At 65.1% G+C, this 16,710-nt stretch carries 12 protein-coding genes; 3 read left to right on the top strand and 9 right to left on the bottom strand.

Translation table 11 applies throughout. The features are described from left to right. Positions 1-34 precede the first annotated feature (34 nt). Together ACREE8_RS07455 and ACREE8_RS07450 are read right to left on the bottom strand one after the other, a co-directional pair. A complete protein-coding gene (locus ACREE8_RS07455; RefSeq protein ID WP_431572353.1) occupies positions 35-1,546 on the bottom strand; it encodes an MBL fold metallo-hydrolase in 1,512 nt (503 codons plus the stop codon). Between the two features lie 14 nt (positions 1,547-1,560). Further along, complete coding sequence (locus tag ACREE8_RS07450) at positions 1,561-4,884, bottom strand: S8 family serine peptidase (RefSeq protein WP_431572352.1); 3,324 nt, start codon at positions 4,882-4,884, stop codon at positions 1,561-1,563. Between ACREE8_RS07450 and ACREE8_RS07445 the strand changes: the two genes are divergently transcribed. The 3 genes from ACREE8_RS07445 to ACREE8_RS07435 all read left to right on the top strand — a co-directional run bounded on the left by ACREE8_RS07445 (position 4,883) and on the right by ACREE8_RS07435 (position 7,417). Further along, positions 4,883-5,224 carry a hypothetical protein gene (locus ACREE8_RS07445; protein WP_431572351.1) on the top strand — a complete coding sequence of 114 codons (342 nt, stop codon included), beginning with the start codon at positions 4,883-4,885 and terminating at the stop codon, positions 5,222-5,224. The genes ACREE8_RS07450 and ACREE8_RS07445 overlap by 2 nt on opposite strands. A 190-nt stretch (positions 5,225-5,414) precedes the next feature. Next, positions 5,415-5,774: a hypothetical protein gene (locus ACREE8_RS07440; RefSeq protein WP_431572350.1), complete on the top strand. Its 360-nt coding sequence runs from the start codon at positions 5,415-5,417 to the stop codon at positions 5,772-5,774. Continuing rightward, a complete protein-coding gene (locus tag ACREE8_RS07435) occupies positions 5,771-7,417 on the top strand; it encodes a GMC family oxidoreductase (RefSeq protein WP_431572349.1) in 1,647 nt (548 codons plus the stop codon). The genes ACREE8_RS07440 and ACREE8_RS07435 overlap by 4 nt, the downstream gene beginning before the upstream one ends. A gap of 57 nt (positions 7,418-7,474) precedes the next feature. Here ACREE8_RS07435 and ACREE8_RS07430 read toward each other — a convergent pair whose 3' ends face one another. From ACREE8_RS07430 to ACREE8_RS07400, 7 genes are all read right to left on the bottom strand, one after another. Next, positions 7,475-8,455 carry a phosphoribosylaminoimidazolesuccinocarboxamide synthase gene (locus ACREE8_RS07430; RefSeq protein ID WP_431572348.1) on the bottom strand — a complete coding sequence of 327 codons (981 nt, stop codon included), beginning with the start codon at positions 8,453-8,455 and terminating at the stop codon, positions 7,475-7,477. Between the two features lie 46 nt (positions 8,456-8,501). Continuing rightward, positions 8,502-9,701, bottom strand: a complete 1,200-nt coding sequence (locus ACREE8_RS07425; protein WP_431572347.1) for an amidohydrolase family protein — start codon at positions 9,699-9,701, stop codon at positions 8,502-8,504. A 259-nt stretch (positions 9,702-9,960) separates the two neighbouring features. Then, complete coding sequence (locus ACREE8_RS07420; RefSeq protein ID WP_431572346.1) at positions 9,961-11,760, bottom strand: adenylate/guanylate cyclase domain-containing protein; 1,800 nt, start codon at positions 11,758-11,760, stop codon at positions 9,961-9,963. Positions 11,761-11,960: 200 nt separating this feature from the next. Further along, the gene (locus ACREE8_RS07415) at positions 11,961-14,018 is read right to left on the bottom strand and encodes a hydantoinase/oxoprolinase family protein (protein ID WP_431572345.1); all 2,058 of its coding nucleotides are present in this window, start codon (positions 14,016-14,018) and stop codon (positions 11,961-11,963) included. A 10-nt stretch (positions 14,019-14,028) separates the two neighbouring features. Beyond that, a complete protein-coding gene (locus ACREE8_RS07410; protein ID WP_431572344.1) occupies positions 14,029-15,096 on the bottom strand; it encodes a branched-chain amino acid ABC transporter permease in 1,068 nt (355 codons plus the stop codon). 3 nt (positions 15,097-15,099) lie between these two features. Further along, positions 15,100-15,981, bottom strand: coding sequence for a branched-chain amino acid ABC transporter permease (locus tag ACREE8_RS07405; RefSeq protein WP_431572343.1), 882 nt, complete (start codon positions 15,979-15,981; stop codon positions 15,100-15,102). Continuing rightward, on the bottom strand, positions 15,978-16,706 hold the full coding sequence (locus tag ACREE8_RS07400) for an ABC transporter ATP-binding protein (RefSeq protein WP_431572342.1): 729 nt from the start codon (positions 16,704-16,706) through the stop codon (positions 15,978-15,980). The genes ACREE8_RS07405 and ACREE8_RS07400 overlap by 4 nt, the downstream gene beginning before the upstream one ends. Between the last annotated feature and the right edge of the window lie 4 nt (positions 16,707-16,710).

Below are 16,710 nucleotides of genomic sequence, written 5' to 3'. Positions count from 1 at the left end.
CAGGCCGGCGGCGAGTTTAGCGCCAATGGCCGTTCTATAGAGTCACTTCGTAGAACAGCGGATTGCTGGCATCGACCTTGCCGGCGACTGCTGCGGGCACAGCCTTGTCGTCGGTACGAAGCACGGCGCCGCCGGTCTTGGCGGTCAACGCCGTGACGAGATCCGGCAGCGGCATGCGCCCCCACCGCTTCTTCTTGGCCATTTCCTCATCCACCGGGATCATCGCCAGCCCCAGCTTGTCCATCATCTCGAGGCCGAGTTTGCGCAAGGTCGCGTTGTGGCTGCCGTGATGGCCGACCTTGTAGAACACGGTGCGCTTCAGCAGATCGGGGCCCGTGACCGCCTTGCCGCCCACCGTCCAGCTCAAATTCTGCCAGGAGAGCCAGTTGCCGACCTGCGCATCGGCCGCGAACAGCAGCACGTCGCCATCGCCGAGCTCGAGCGCCAGCACGAGGCTGGTATTGTTGGTCGCGCTGTCGAGCTGGAGCGCCAGCTCGGCTGCGTCATCGAGCCAGGCTGCATCGATCCGGCGCCATTCTGGGCCGCCCCAATAGCGGCTCTTGAAGAAATCCATCTCTCGTGCGACCGGCAGGGGAATCGCAAAGAGCGTGCTGAAGGGCGCCTGCGACACATCGGTCGCCCCGCCATCGAGCAGAGCCTGCAAGCCGCCGAACGCCATCCCATAAGTCTCCGGATCCTTCGAGGAGGGCAGGGTTTTCTTCATCAGCTTGGCGTCCCGGGGCGGCCCCAGCAGATAGGCGCGCACATCCGTACCGGCCAGCGTCGTGGGCGGATCCAGCGGATTGCAGTAACGCGGCTTGGGATGGGCCTTGGCCCGCACCGCCTCGAGCGCATCATGGGTGCTGGGGCCCGACGCCGCGCCGAAGAAATCGAGGAGCGCCGATACCTCGTCCGCCCCATCGGCGTCGCCCGCCATCTGCATGTGCAAGGCGCTCATACGCAGGGCTGCGAGCGCACGGGCTCGGCCGCCCTGCAATTCCTTGGCAAGGCTGTCGCTTGCGTCCTCGGTCCAGCCCATCCAGACCTGATCCACCTGGAGCTTGTCGAATTGTGCCTTCGCCTGCGCGAACCCCGAGACATGATCCCAATGCTCATGCGTGGCGAGCAGCAAATCCACCTTGCCGCCGGTGGTGGCCAGAACATCCGCCATCACCTTGCCCATGAGGGCTGTCGCATCGGGCGTGCCGAGGATGACCCCGCAATCGATCAGGATGAAAAATTTGCCGTCGGCGTCGGTCGGCAGCGTGACCAGGAAGCAGTCGCCCAATCCATGCCGGTACATCCGAACCTTGGCGCGATAGCTGCCTTTCGCCGAACCGGCCCGCCGACGAGCGGGCGCCGCGGTTGCGGTCGGCTTCGAGGCGGCCGGGGAGGTCGGCTTGGCGGCGGCTCTGCGCTTGACCACGGGTCTGCTCTTCGCGATCGCCTTGCGCTTCGCGGTTGCCTTACGCTTGGTGGTGGCCTTGCGCTTGACGGCAGCCTTCGTCTTGCGTTTGGCTGCGGTCTTGATTTTGGCTCGGGCCATGAGCGGCTTCCTCCTCAGGGGGTCCGGTGCAGCATGGCAAAGGGCTCGGCCGCGGCACGCTGGGCGCCGTAGTAGTTGGCAGCGAGACCCATTTCATCCGCCAGGGCGAGATTGGCAGCGATCCGCAGGGGGCTGTCGACGCGCTTGCGGATGAAATAGCGGACTTCCTTCGTGCCCAGATCGATCAGTATCGTACATCCGCCGCGTACGATGCCGTCGTTGGGAGGATCAAGCTGAAATCCTTGCGTGATCTCCACCACCAGATCGACCTGCGACTGCCCGTCGGCCCTGACGCGACGCGCCGGCCTGACGGAATGGACCTCGATCCGGCGGAGCTTGCCGGAAACGCCGCCAAAGGTCGTGTTCCCGGTCTTCCGGAACAGACCCAACGCAGAGATTTCCTCGTCCGTGGCAGTCTTCATCAGCCAGTCGTGCATTTTCACGGCGTTGTCGCGTGAGGCGTTGTATGCGCTTTCGCGATCGACCTGGAGATCCCAGCCGAGATTCATCTGGTCGATGGCCTTGTCCAGTTTCTTGAGTGGCAGCGGCGGCGGTTCCCACACCAGGCTGCCGACGGACAAGCTCTTGACCTCCGCCGGATAGATGCCGCGGTCGCGAAAAGCCGATACGAACGCGACGCGATAGCCACGGTCATCGTCAGGCACCATGTCGCGATCGGCCGTGATCAAGGCGCGCAGATATTCACCGAACGTAAGATCCACCGGTGGACAGTAATCGAGCGCACGGATGCAGATGCGCAACACCTGGCCCGCGACCTTGCTCGCTTCACGCGCCAGCCGTTCCATCAGATCAGTCGAGATCGCGCCTTGCGGAAGGATTCCGGAACCGCCCGTGGCGAGACGAATCAGGTCCGCCGTTCGCGCCTCATAAATATGCAGGAAGGCGCCGAAAACGGCCGCAACCAGCACGGCTCCGCGGTCATGCGCCTCGGTTGCCTTTTCATAATCGTCCCGTTTCGGATCATGCGAAATTGCGTTGCGTAACGCGCCATAACGGCCCGTTGCCTGGCCGAACTGGACGGCCAATTGGGCCAGTAGGCTCTGCGTTCCCAGGTCACCACGCGTCTTTGTGATCTGACTGCGAAGCGCTTCAGGCACGGTGAAATGCTGAAACAACGCCACGATATCGGCAAAGGCCTCGTGGAAGGCCAGCATGTCTGGATTGGTCGATTCGCGATAGCGCCTGTGCAGCCCATCGAGCAGCGCGTGGGAGGTTTCGTGCGCGACGATATCGTGCGACAAGGCTGCGAACACCAGGCCACCTGGCAGCACATCGCCCGAGTTTTCTTGGACGGCCGCGAAATAGCCGAGCAGCAACGCCTTGCGCTCGGGACTGTAATAGGCGTTCGCCACCCGCAGCGCATGCGGATAGATCCGCAGACGCTGAACATAACGTTCGTAAGGTTCCTGGGGTGACGCGCCTTCGCCTCGGGTGCGCGGCGACCATAGCGCGACACGGCCGAGCGCCTGCTCGAAATATTCGATGGTCTTCATCGCCACCGCATAGGCCATCTGCTGGTGGAACTGGGGGTTGGACTCCGAAGGCGTCAAACCGTCACGCACCAAAAGATAGGGATTGTTCAGGTTGACCGGCGCATAGCAATAGCCGCTGGCCGGATCGACATCGATCACTTCCAGATATTCGCCGACCGGTCCGGGTTCCAGTTTCTCTTCCCACCGGACGTCGAGCACGGCCTGGTTTATGCCGATCGTGTCGAGATGCGTGCCCAGTGAAGGATCATAGGCATAAACGCGCAAACGACGCCGCGTGGGCGGCGAAATCGGGGGACTGACGGCAAGCTGGAGATGCAGCTTCTCCACGCCTTTTGCTGCCTCGATCGTGATTGCGCCACCTTGCGACCGCGGCTGGCCCGCGCGCCCGAGAGCGTCGCGCAACATCTTTGAGGCTTGAGGATGGTCGCCGATAGCCTCGATCACGCGCCGGCGGTCGATCTCGCTCATCTTGTCGAGCGGCGCTTCGGGATCCGACAGAACCGCCTCGACCCGCGCCGACTGCGACAGCTGCAGGGCCTCCAGCTCGATCATGCGCTGCTGTATGGCGGGCATGGGCTGGAGGCCCAACCCGGTGAGCGTGCGCAGGAAGGCGAACGAGGCCGAATCCTCGGGCGTCGCCTTCAAGGACGCGGCCGTCGGCACCACACCCGCCGCATCTCGCGCGGCCAGCTCGCCGCGGCCGAAATGCTTCCGGTCGGTATTCCGGGCCTTGCCGAACATCGCCGCGCGCACCGCCTCGACCCGCATCCAGGCTTGCGGATATTTGTCGTAGGCCTGCTTGTTGCGCTGGATCCAGATGGCGGCTGCGGCCGCGACCTGGGGCGTGGCCGCCGACGTGCCGGCGCCGTCCAGATCGACAATATGGGCGCAACCGAGCTTCGCCCAGGGTGTGTTGGGCGTGAAGGCCGCGATGGCCGTATCCATCTTGCTGTCGGGACCGTAGTTTCCCGCCATCTCGGAGAGCGGCAGGTCGGCGTAGGGTTTGCCGTTGACCATCGCGCCGCAGGCGGCGACGACCCGCTTGAAGCGCGCCGGATAGACGATGTTGCGGGTAGGCAGATTGCCGTAATTGTTGCCCGCGGCGGTGACGATGAAGACACCCGCGTCGTAGAGCGCATTGACTGCTTCGGCCCAGGCCTGGGAGGCGAGGCCGCCCATGCTCATGGTCACCACATGCACCGGCATCGGTGCGTTGCGGCGCGTGCAGAGCTCATGCACATAGTCGAGCCCCTGCGCGATCGCGCTGTTGTAGAAAAGCACCACACGATTGGCGACGCGGATCGGCACCACTTCGACGAAGGGAGCGGCACCCATGGCCGAGCCGTTGGGCCCACCTGTCTTCCCTGCGAGGAGGCTCAGCGTGCCGGTGCCGTGACCGAGATTGTTGAGCGGGCCGTCGCTGTCGTCGCGGGCATCGTTCGGCCGGCCGGAATCGACGAAGTTGCGCTGAAGATCGCGGTTGAGAAACCGCGGCAGCGTGTCCTGGTCGGCATCATAGCCCGTATCGAGATGTGCGACCCGCACCCGGTCGGCGATCGGTTCCTTGATCGGGCCGAGCGCGCTGGTGAACTGACCATGCTGGTCGTCCTTGAACCAGAACGGATCCGGGTTGACGGGGAACCGCGGATCTTGCGGATCGACGACACATTCTCCGGCCGCAGCGAGTGCCGCCATGTCGTCGCGGCCGGTCGGCCAGCGCTGCGGAAAATCGGGCTCGGCAAAAATCGGCGCCACCGTGCCGGCGATGCCAAGGCCGCCCTGCAAGAGAGAATGGCAAGCGTCCCAGGGATTGAGATCGTCCATGGCAAAGCTCGGCGTCAGGATATGCCATTGGCCCCGGGGGCTGGCATCGGCAGCCATGCCGCGGCGCTTGCCGGAAGTTGCAGCGCTGCCGATGCTGCGAAACAGCGGCGTCGCGGTGAAATTCATTTTGGCCGCGCCGATCGTCAGCTGCGCACCGGGCACGCCGGACGCCGACTTCACCAAAATCCTGACGACCGAGTCCGCCATCGATCATGCCCCCTGTGATCGCCGATTAGCGTCCAACAACGGCAAGGATCGCGCGACATGCCGAACGGCCGCGATCGAATGCCGGTACCGCAATGTCGTCGAGGCCCGCGGGATTCAAGAACACGGCGGCTGAAGCAGAAACGGTGAGTGCGCTGTTTCCTGCCCCCAGCGTCAGAATGAAGGGCCGCGCCATGCCCAGGCTCATTCTACTTATCGGTGTGACTCTGGACCCGTTGCCGGGAGTTCACAAATGACATTTTCCGAGCGACAAGGCGGCCTCGTTCTGCGACCGCCACTGAAGCAGCCGGCTGACTGGGCGTCCAATGATCGATCGTGCCATGCAACTTTTGATAAGGAGAATGATTGACTTCCGACCGGCTGCCGAGAGCTCATGGCCTTCCCGACGGCCCCGCTGGCGCCCGGCGAGTTTCCTTTATTGCCGGGATCGCGACACGGGCCATCTCGCCCTGGTAGCGCTATTGATTCCGTTCGAGAATTTCAATACGACCTTGATGCTGGTCGGGTCCGATCCGCCTTTGACGATCACCATGTATGATCGCATGCGCGAGGGCTCGACCCCCGTCATCAATGCCGTGTTCCCGTTCCTCATGATCGGCTCCGGGCTGCTCGGCTTGATCAGCGTCATGGCTCAACGAGATCGGACCGCCGAGAAGTCCTCATGAACGACAATGCCTCCCAGGCCGGTTCGCCGGATCGCTACGACTACGTCATCGTCGGCGCCGGCTCGGCCGGCTGCGTGCTGGCCAACCGCCTCAGCGAGAACGGGCGCCATAAGGTGCTGCTGCTCGAGGCCGGTCCCTCCGACCGCCGCTTCTGGGTCCAGGTGCCGATCGGCTATGGCAAGACCTTCTACAATCCCGACCTCAACTGGATGTATCAGTCGGAGCCCATCCCCGGCCTGAACAACCGCACCAACTACGTGCCGCGCGGCAAGATCCTGGGCGGCTCCAGTTCGATCAACGCCATGGTCTATTCGCGGGGCCAGGCGGGCGACTACGAAGACTGGGAGGCGATGGGCAACAGCGGCTGGGGCTGGAAGGAAGTGCTCCAGACCTATCGCAAGATGGAGGACCATGCACTGGGCGCCGGTCCCTTCCACGGCGCCGGTGGGCCGCTCCATGTCGATGACATCAGGAACGCCGTCCATCCGTTGAGCCACCTCTATGTGAAAGCAGGCCAGGAGGCCGGGCTCAACTACACGCCCGACCTCAATGGCGAGACGATCGAGGGCGTGGGCCTCTACCAGATCACCACCAAGAACGGGCTGCGCTGGTCCTCCTCGCGCGCCTATCTCTGGCCGGCGCAAGGCCGCGCCAATCTCCGCGTCGAGACCGGCGCGCTCGCGACCCGCATCCTGTTCGAGGGCAAGCGCGCGACCGGGATCGCCTATCGCCAAAACGGCCGGGAGGCGAAAGCCTATGCGGCCCGCGAGGTCATCCTCTCCGGCGGCTCGATCAACACGCCGCAGCTCTTGCAAGTTTCAGGCGTCGGACCCGCCGATGTCCTGAAGCGGGTCGGCGTCGCCGTCCATCACGAGAGCCCGGCGGTCGGCCGCCATATGCAGGACCATGTCTGCTACGACTATATCTACCGGGCCTCGCGGCCGAGCTTGAACAACGATCTCTATCCCTGGTGGGGCAAGCTGCGGGTCGGGCTGCAATATATCCTGACGCGCAAGGGCCCGCTCTCGCTCAGCGTCAATCAGGGCGGCGGCTATTTCCGCTCCCGGCCCGATTTGGATCGGCCCAACATCCAGCTCTATTTCTCGCCGCTGACTTATGAGAAGGCGCTCCCCGGTGTGAAGAAGCTGATGGGCCCCGACCCCTTCCCCGGCTTCATCATCAGCGTCTCGCCCACCCGGCCGACCAGCCGCGGCCATCTGGAGATCAAATCGAGCGATCCCAGCCAAGCGCCCGCGATCCAGCTCAACCTGATGTCGACCAATCACGACATGCAGGAGCTGGTCGAGGGCATCCGTTTCATGGCCAAGCTGGCGAAGGCCCCCTCGCTCGCCTCGGTCATTGCGGAACGGCTGCATCCGGGACCGGGCGGCACCACCGACGACGAGATCGCCGCCGATATCCGCGCCCGCGCCTACTCGGTCTTCCATCCCTGCGGCAGCGCCCGCATGGGGCCGGACCCGAAGGGGTCGGTGGTCGATCCGCGGCTGCGCGTGCATGGGCTGTCGGGCCTGCGGATCGTGGATTCTTCGGTCTTCCCGACAGTCACGTCCGGCAATATCAACGCGCCCACGATCATGATCGGCGAACGCGGCTCGGAGTTCGTGCTGGCGGATGCGAAATAAACGTCCGGCTCACGATTTTCTTTCCCCTCCCCCTGACGGGGGCGAGGAAAGATCGCCCTACGCTTTCAGATAAGCCTTCAACGCCTTCCCGATCCGATCCGCCGGCGCCACCTTGGGATCGGGCCACGCAAACTTCCGCCCCGTGATCCGCTCGAAGGCCTCGATATAAACGGCCGCCGTCTTCAGCCGCATCTCGCGGGGGATCTCGGGGATCGGGTCCTTGTAGGGGTCGCAGCGCGCGGTCACCCAACTCCTCACGAAATCCTTGTCGAAGCTGTCGGGCCGCTGGTGCGCCGCGACGCGCGCCTCGTAGCTGTCGGCGAACCAGTAGCGGCTGCTGTCGGGCGTGTGGATCTCGTCGGCGAGGATGATCTTCCCGCCCTCATCGAGTCCGAGCTCGTATTTGGTGTCGACCAGGATCAGGCCGCGCTTTGCCGCCATCTCGCGACCGCGCGCGAACAGCGCCAGCGCATAGCGGGACAACTGGTCCCATTGCGCGCGGCTCAGCACCTTGCGCTCGACGATCTCCGCCGCCGAGAGCGGCTCGTCATGGCCGGCGTCGAAGGCCTTGGTCGTCGGGGTGATGATGGTCTGCGGGAGCTTCTGGTTCTCGCGCATGCCCTCGGGAAACTTGATCCCGTACATTTCGCGCCTTCCGGCCTTGTACATCGGCCAGATCGAGGTGCCGGTGGTCCCCGCCAGATAATCGCGCACCACGATCTCGACCGGCATGATGGCGAGGCGCCGGCAGGCCACGACATTGGGATCGGGATAGGCCAGCACATGGTTGGGGCAGATATCGGCGGTCGCCTCGAACCAGAAGCGCGCGGTCTGCGTCAGCACCTGACCTTTGAGCGGGATCGAGGTCAGGATCCGGTCGAAGGCGCTCAGGCGGTCGGTCGCGACGATGATACGCCGCCCGTCGGGCAGATCGTAATTGTCGCGCACCTTGCCCCTGTAATGGTTGGGCAGCTCGGGAAAGGAAACTTCGGCGAGAACCCGGTCGAGATAGGGCTCCACGGACTTCGGATCGATCATGAATAAGGCTTTGTCTCTGGTGTGAATGAGGGAATTGCGGCCGCGCTCAATGCGCGGCGAGTTCGGGGATCCGGGTCGCGGGCGGGGTGTTGCGGCTGCGCTGGGTGCGCACGATGCCGTCGATGACGGTCATGCCCACGCCCGGCAGGTCGCCCAGCCGGATGCTGTCGAGCATCGTCTTGCCCGGCGAATGCTGCGCCTTGTCGAGGAAGACGAAATCGGCCGCCCGGCCCTTCTCGATCAGGCCGCAATCGAGCGAGCGCATCCGCGCGGTGTTGCCGGTGGCGAAGCAGATCGCGATCTCGGCCGGAATGTCACCCAGCGAGGACAACATCGAGATCATGCGCAGGATGCCCAGAGGCTGCACGCCCGAGCCTGCCGGCGCATCGGTGCCGAGGATGACGCGCTCGAGCTGCCCCATCTCCTTGGCCGTGCGCAGCGTGAAGAGGGCCGAGCGCTCATTGCCGTTATGGACCAGCTCGAGCCCGCGCTGGCAACCCTCGCAGATGCAGCGGATCTGATCGTCCGGCAGGGCGGTATGGCCGCCATTGATATGGCCGATCACGTCGGTGTCGGCTTCCAGCACCACGTCCTTGTCGATCAGTCCCGAGCCCGGAATCGAGGGGCCGCCGGTATGGATCGTGCTCTGGATCCCGTATTTGCGGGCCCAGGCGACCATCTTCCTGGCTGTCGGGCCGTCCTTGACGCCGCCCAGCCCCACCTCGCCCAGATACTTGACGCCGGCGGCGCCGAGCTCCTTGAAATCCTCCTCGCTCATGCCGGTCTCGATCACAGGCGCGCCGCCATGGACCTTGACCCCGCTGGGGCGGAAATTGGCGAAGGCGCGCTGGGCGAAGATCGCCATCGCCTTGACGCCGACGATGTCCTTGGGCCGGCCCGGCATATGGACCTCGCCCGCCGAGATCATGGTCGTGACACCGCCATGCAGATAGCTGTCGATCCAGTTGATCTGGCTCTGGCGCGGCGTCCAGTCGCCGGCCACGGGATGGACATGGCTGTCGATCAGACCCGGCGCCACCGCCGTCTCCTTGGCATCGATCACCGTGCCGGCGCCCGACAGGTCCAGATCTTTGGCCCGGCCGACCGCCGAGATGCGGCCGTCGATCGCGACGATCGCGTCGGCATCGAGGATCGGCTTCTTCAGGTCGCCGCTCAGCAGCAGACCAATATTGCGGATGACGAGCTTGCTGGGCCCGCCGGCCGGCTTGGCTTCCTCGGCTGCCATGATCGCACTCCCGGGAGGTCTTGAGGGTTGGGAGCGCCAGTATTCAAAGAACCGGCCCGCACCGCAAGGCCGACCCGCGGGCCCGAAACTAGACGTGGACTCATAATCCCGCAGCCCGATGCGGATCGAGCCGAGCTTGATGAAGGCGAAATAGTTGGCTTTGCGGGAGTCAGTAGCTAAGCGGACATGGCATCAAATCCGCCGTTCGTCCCAGTTTGACCCGAAGCGGACAAACGAACCACCCTAGTCATCAGTACTGCTATTGTTTGCCCGTACCAACCGCTACTTGCCCCTCTGGCACGCCTGCCAAGCTTAGGCCCTCGTAGATGCGCTCGCGCTGGGCAAGGAAGGTCGGGTTTTCACTGCGCCGCTCGTTGCGAAATCTGGCGACGGTAAAGTTCGGGTCGAGCCGGAGGCCGGCGTCCCGCGCCTCCCGCGCCTCCGCAGCGCGGCCGCTCAGCGCCGAGGCCGCCGCCAGGAGGAACTGGGTCAGGGCGACGTTCGGATTGATTTCGACCGATTTACGCAGCCGGTCCAGGGCTGATTCGAGCCGACCAAGGAATAGGTCGGCGATCCCGAGCAGGCTGTGCCAGCGATCCAGCCCGGGATCGCGCGGGCTCAGCCGGATCGCGTTTGCGAGATCGGCTTCTGCCTCTTCCGCGCGCCCGAGTAGCACCTTAATGAAGCCGGCGTCAGCATGGGCCCAGGCCAGATTGCGATCCAGTGTGATAGCGAACTCGAGCTCGCGCAGCGATCGTTCCGTCGCGCCTGAGACCAGCAGGACATTGGCGCGGACAAAATGGGCTAAGGCGTTGCCCGGAGCAAGCGTCAGTGCCTTGGTGATGGCCGTCTCGGCGATACGCAGCTGTTCGTCCCGGTTGGTCGAGGCGAAGGTGCGAACGGCGTTAACATGGCAGGAGGCGAGACCGACCAACGCCTCGACATTGCGATCGTCGAGCCTGACTGCCGCGTCGAACAGGTCACACGCCTCGCGGGCGCGGTGCAGTGACAAGGGCTGGTTGAGGATTGCCCAGCCGCGCATGGCCAGGTCCACGGCATCCATGTTGTTCGGCCGCTCATGCTCCGCCCGGCGGCCTTCTGCGGCAACGAGCTCGATGCCCACGGTGCGGGCGAGGCGTGTGGTTATCTCGTCCTGCATGTCGAAGATATCGGTGCGCGGCTTGTCGAAACGCTCGGCCCAGAGGTGCGAGCCGGTTTCCGTGTCGATGAGCTGTGCGTTGACGCGGATGCGGTTCCCGCCGTCCTGCACGCTGCCTTCCATCACGTAGCGTACGCCGAGTTCGCGGCCGATCGCGCGCGCCTCGACTGGTTTGCCCTTGAAGGTGAAGGCGGTGTTGCGCGCGATGACGAAGGCGCCAGAAATGCGCGAAAGGTCGGTTGTGAGGCTTTCCGTGACGCCGTCGACGAAATAGTCCTGCCCGCTGTCGGCACTGAGGTTGACGAAGGGCAGGACGACGATGGAGAGGCGCGGCGCGACGGCGGCGTGCAGCGCCGCCACTGCAGGGTGCGCAGGTGAAAGCGCAAAGACTCGCACCGGTTCGGCGATGTTCTTTAGGCGCTGCTCACCGCGATCTTGCGCGGCGATATCGATTTTGCCGCGCACCTGGTCATAGGCCGCCCTAGACAGGCAAATACCACCCGGCTCGGCGATCCCCTCCAATCGCGCCGCCACATTGACGCCCTCGCCCATGAGGTCGCCATCGTCCTCGACGACCACGTCGCCGAGATTGATACCGACGCGGAACTCGATGCGCTTGTCCGGCGCCAGGTCAGCATTGCCGTCAGCCATAACCCGCTGCATTTCGACCGCCGAACGCACCGCATCCACAACCGAGGCGAACTCGACGAGGAGGCCGTCCCCGGTCGTCTTGACGATGCGCCCGCGATGCGCGGCGATCAGGGGATCGATCAGGTCCTTGCGGATGGCCCGGAGGCGCTCGAGCGTACCTTCCTCGTCAGCTCCCACAAGACGACTGTAGCCGACTGCATCAGCCGCGAGGATCGTCGTCAGCCGTCGGTTTGGCCGCTCGATCGCCAAGTCTTCCTCCTCGATTGGTCTAGGCCAGTCTACGCCTTTAGCTGCGAGGGCCAAGGGATGACGAAGGTGTGGGGGCGCGGTCGACCGATGTCTGGTCGTGGCACATCTCGGACATGCTCCCTGCTGCGTCTGATGGCCGCTTGGAGCTCAAGACCAGACTCCATGAACCCGTCACGCCGCCGCGTTTAAGAGTTCACGCCCTAGGCCGTCAATTCAACCAGATAGTTCCGGTGCGCGTCGGTGACCGCGGTCTGGCCCTTGAGCAGCAGGATCGTGGTGGTCGGTTCCTCGATCAGCGCCGGCCCCTCGATGCGGGCCCCGCTGCCGAGCGCGTCGCCCTGATAGACCGGCAGCTCGACGAAGCCCTGCTTGGCGCCGAGATAGACCTTGCGGCGCGATTTGGGCGTGGGCGCCGCCGCCTGTTTCGGCAGGTCGACGCCGCGCCGGCTGGCGCCGCCTGTGTCGCCCACCGCCCGCACCTTCCAGGTGGTGAACTCCACCACGTCGCTCTCGTCCTTGATGGTGTAGATGCGCTCATGCATCTGGTGGAAGGCCGCCGCCAGCCGCGGGAAGTCGCCCGCGCTGAGCCGGTCGCCGGGCAGCGTGAAGGGCACCTCGATGTCCCAGGACTGGTAGAGATAGCGGCCCTGATAGGCATATTCGAAGCGCTGCTTGTTGCGCGGGAAGCCGGCCCGGTCGAGGAAGTCGCGGCCGCGCAGGCGCAGGCGGTCGATCAACGCGTTGGTGCGCTCCAGGTCGAAATCCGTATGGGTCTCATGCAGCGTCGCCGATTCTTCCCAGCGCACATCGGAGATAAGGCCGCCATAGGCGCTCAAGCCCGCCGCGAAGCTCGGGATCATGAAGCGCTTGATGCCCAGGATCTGCGCCATCTCGCCGATATGGCAGGCGGTCGCACCGCCGCCCGACACCAGATAGGTGTCGCGCGGGTCGATGCCCTCATTGACGGTGATGTCCTCGACCGCGCCGATCATGTTGTGGTTCGAGGTGGTGTAGATCGCGTAAGCCGCCTCGACCGTGCCGAGACCGACTCGCTTCGCGAAGCGTTCGACCGCTTCGACCGCCTTGGCCCGGTCGAGCTTCATCTGGCCGCCGAGGAAATAATCCGGATCGATGATGCCCAGCACCACATTGGCGTCGGTGACGGTCGCTTCGGTCCCGCCCTTGCCGTAGCAGGCGGGGCCCGGCTTGGCGGCGGCGCTCTGCGGGCCGACCTTGATCAGGCCGCCGGCATCGACCCAGGCGATGCTGCCGCCGCCGGCCCCCACCGAGCGCACATCGATCTTGGGAATCCCCAGCATGTCCATGCCGAAGGTCGCCTCGGGCGTCACCACCAGCTGGCGATCGCGCAAGGCCGAGACGTCGAAGGTGGTGCCGCCCATATCGACCACGATCACATTGGGATCGGTGGTGAGCTGCATGGCGGCGATGGGCGCCAGGGTCGGGCCCGACATGACGCTGTAGATCGGCCGCGCGATGATCTCGTCGGGCGGCATCATCCCGCCGACGCAGTTGGCGATCAGGAGCTCATTCTTGTAACCGGCCGCGCGCAGCGCCTGGTCGAGCTGGCTGACATAGGCGCCGACGATCGGATAGAGCGAGGCGTTGATCGCGGTCGAGATGGTGCGGCGGTATTCGCGCGGCACCGGGTTGAGCTCGTGGCTCAGGGTGACGGGGATGCCCGGCAGCTCGCTCTGCAGGATCTCGCGCACGCGCAGCTCATGTTTGGGATTGACGATCGACCAGAGCAGGCTGACCGCGACCGCCGCGACGTTGCAGACCTTGAGGTGCTTCGCCGCCGCCACGACATCGGTCTCGACCAGCGGCTCGAGCTCGTTGCCCATCGCGTCGATGCGGCCCCGCACCTCGCAGGTATGCTTGCGCGGGATATAGGGCTCCGGATAGTCGATCTTGGTGAGGAAGGCGCGTTTGCGCGGCGCCTCGCGCAGGGTGAGGATGTCCGGATGGCCGGCATTGCAGATCAGCCCGGCGGCCGCGACCTTGCCTTCGACCAGCGCATTGGTCGAGACGGTGGTGCCATGCACCAGGAGCTCGAGCTTCGCCAGGAAGTCGGCGAGCGACAGGCCGCGCGACTTCGCGGCCAGGGTCAGCACATCCATGAAGCCACGCTCGAACTCGCCCGGCGTGGTCGGGGATTTCATGATCTCGAGTCCCTTGCCGCGCTCATAGAGGATGAGGTCGGTGAAGGTTCCGCCGATATCGATGCAGCCTACGAACATGTCGGTTTCTCTATGCTCTCGCGTCGGGGGCCGCCGGCGCCGCCGTTTTCGGCCTACCCCGACCCCATTTTGGCCAAGCCAGCTCGAAATCGCCCACCAGCCCTTGCGGGCGGAAGATCAGGATCAGCAGCATCATCAGCGCCAGCGCGATCTCCTGCAGGCCGGGCGGCGCCGACAGGACCGTGTCGCCGATCGAGATGCCCTTCTCGATGGTGCGGAAAATCTCGGAGACCGCCGACACGACGCCGACGCCGACGACCGCCCCGGTCAGGCTGCGCATCCCGCCCACCACCAGCATCGCCAGCGTGGTGAAGGTGAGGTTGAGATAGAAGGTGTTGGCCGTGACCGTGCCGATGAAATGCGCATAGAGCACGCCGCCGAGCCCGACGAAGACCGCGCTGATGACGAAGGCCACCAGCCGCTCGCGCGCCGGATCGATGCCGGACGCCGTCGCCGCCACCTCGTTCTCGCGCGAGCATTGCAGCAGCAGGCCTCGCCGCGACTGCTTGTAGGCGGCAGCCACGACCAGTGTCACCAGCGCCGCACCCAGCGCCACCCAGAGATTGACATAGACCGGCAATCCCACCAGCGCCTGGCGCCCGCCTGTCACCTCCTGCCAGTTGGCGGTGACGACATGGACCACCATCAGCACGCCGAAGGTCGCCATCGGCAAGGCGATGCCCTTGAGGCGCATGATTGGCGCCCCGACGATGAGCGCGAAGAGCCCGGTCACGGCCGCGGCGATGACAGCCGCCACGGCCACTGGGATCTGCAGGGCTTCCAGCGCCGGCGGCAGCTTCAGCAGCACCGCCTTCTTGACCGGCGGGATGGTCATCAGCGCCGAGCTGTAGCCGGCGATCGCCATGAAGGCGATATGGCCGAAGGAGAGCACGCCGGAATTGCCGACGAAGATGAACATGCCCAGCACCACCACCAGCTTGATGATGGCCTCGGTCACGGTGCGCTGCAGGGCCGGCGGGCCCAGCGCCGCCAGCAATGCCACCAGCACGATCAGTGCCGCGAGGAACAGGCAGCTCTTGAGCTTGCGCTGGCGTTCGACGGACCAGGATTCGGCCATGGTCTAGACCCTCTCCCGGTCGGAGGCCTTCACCAGCAGGCCCTGCGGCCGCCAGAGCAGGAAGGCGATGAAGAGCGCGAAGACGAAGGCGTCGCGATAGAGCCGCATGCCTTCGGGCAGATAGGTCTGGAGCAGCACCGACACGACGCCAACCAGGAAGCCGCCCAGCGCCGCGCCCGCGAGCGAGCCCATACCACCGATGACCGAGGCGACGAAGGCGAACAGCACCATATTGACGCCCATCTTGTAGGAGGCGCCGCCGGTCTGGGCGACCATATAGACCGAGACGATGCTCGCGAGCGTACCGGAGATGGCGAAAGCGGCCGCGATCACGCGATTGGCCGGGATCCCCACCAGGCGCGCCATGGTGAAATCCTCGGCCGCCGCCCGCATCTGGACGCCGATCGCGGTCCAGCGGAAGAAGCTGGAGAGCCCGACCAGCAGCAGAAGGGTGACGCCCAGCGCCAGCAATTGGAGCCACGGCACCCGCAGCTCGCCGATCTCGAGGCTCTGATTGAGCGGCGAGAGAAAGTCGATGGCGACGGGCCGCGCACCGAAGATCATCATGGCGACATGCTGCAGCAGGAAGGAGACCGCGAAAGACGCGATCAGCAAGGTCGCAGGGCTGGCACCGCGCAAGGGCCGGAAGGCGACCCGCTCCATGCCCAGCGCCAGGATCGTCACCACCAGCAGCGCCGCGATGCCCATCACCAGATAGGGCTGGCTCGCCGACATATAGAGCGTGTAGCCACCGATCATGATCAGCTCGCCATGGGCGAAGTTGATCAGCCGCATGATCGAGAAGGTCAGGCCGATGCCCAATGCCGCCAGTGCATAGACGGCGCCGAGACTGCTGGCATCGATCAGGCTTTGCAGGAAATTCACGCGACCACCCCCTTGGCGGCGCGGAAGCCGAAATAGGCTTCCTGGAAACCCTCGGCCGTCTTCAGCTCGGCAGAACGGCCCGCCATGGTGACCGAGCCGGAATTCATCACATAGGTCCGGTCGGCAACCGCGAGCGCACGATGGACGTTCTGCTCGACCACCAGCACCGTGACGCCGGTTTCACGCAAGGCCGAGACCGCCTCATAGACCTGATTGACGATCAAGGGCGCCAGGCCCAGCGACGGCTCGTCGATCAGCAACAGCCGCGGCCGGGCCATGATCGCGCGCGCGATCGCCAGCATCTGCTGCTCGCCGCCGGAAAGCTGACCCGCCTTCTGCTGCAGTCGCTGCTGCAGGATCGGGAACATGGCGAGCACCCGGTCGCGGTCCTGCGCGATCGCCGGCTTGTCCTGGCGGGCCGTGCCGCCGAGACGGATATTCTCCGCCACCGTCATGGAGGCGAAGATATGACGGCCCTCCGGCACCAGCGACAGCCCGCGCGTGACCAGCTTTTCCGGCGCGATGCCGAGGATCGAGTTGTCTTCCAGCGCGACGGCGCCGCGGGCCGGCTTCACCACGCCGGCAATCGTCAAGAGCAGCGTCGATTTGCCGGCGCCGTTGGGGCCGATGACGGCGACGATCTCGCCCGCCTGCACCTCGATCGAGACGCCGCGCAGCGCGGCGACATTGCCGTAGCTCACATGGAGATCGCTGACCTTCAACATGGGA

The sequence above is a fragment of the Hypericibacter sp. genome (genome assembly GCF_050729195.1).
Classification (GTDB): domain Bacteria; phylum Pseudomonadota; class Alphaproteobacteria; order Dongiales; family Dongiaceae; genus Hypericibacter.
Note: the sequence above shows the minus strand (reverse complement) of the source record. Positions and strands in the feature narration are given on the sequence as shown.

Bases quoted from the DNA above. Each gene is read 5' to 3' on its own strand.
- ACREE8_RS07445 (WP_431572351.1), top strand. From the start codon at position 4,883: ATGGCAAAGCTCGGCGTCAGGATATGCCATTGGCCCCGGGGGCTGGCA.
- ACREE8_RS07400 (WP_431572342.1), bottom strand. From the start codon at position 16,706: ATGTTGAAGGTCAGCGATCTCCATGTGAGCTACGGCAATGTCGCCGCG.
- ACREE8_RS07410 (WP_431572344.1), bottom strand. From the start codon at position 15,096: ATGGCCGAATCCTGGTCCGTCGAACGCCAGCGCAAGCTCAAGAGCTGC.
- ACREE8_RS07415 (WP_431572345.1), bottom strand. From the start codon at position 14,018: ATGTTCGTAGGCTGCATCGATATCGGCGGAACCTTCACCGACCTCATC.
- ACREE8_RS07450 (WP_431572352.1), bottom strand. From the start codon at position 4,884: ATGGACGATCTCAATCCCTGGGACGCTTGCCATTCTCTCTTGCAGGGC.
- ACREE8_RS07430 (WP_431572348.1), bottom strand. From the start codon at position 8,455: ATGATCGATCCGAAGTCCGTGGAGCCCTATCTCGACCGGGTTCTCGCC.
- ACREE8_RS07425 (WP_431572347.1), bottom strand. From the start codon at position 9,701: ATGGCAGCCGAGGAAGCCAAGCCGGCCGGCGGGCCCAGCAAGCTCGTC.
- ACREE8_RS07455 (WP_431572353.1), bottom strand. From the start codon at position 1,546: ATGGCCCGAGCCAAAATCAAGACCGCAGCCAAACGCAAGACGAAGGCT.
- ACREE8_RS07435 (WP_431572349.1), top strand. From the start codon at position 5,771: ATGAACGACAATGCCTCCCAGGCCGGTTCGCCGGATCGCTACGACTAC.
- ACREE8_RS07440 (WP_431572350.1), top strand. From the start codon at position 5,415: ATGATCGATCGTGCCATGCAACTTTTGATAAGGAGAATGATTGACTTC.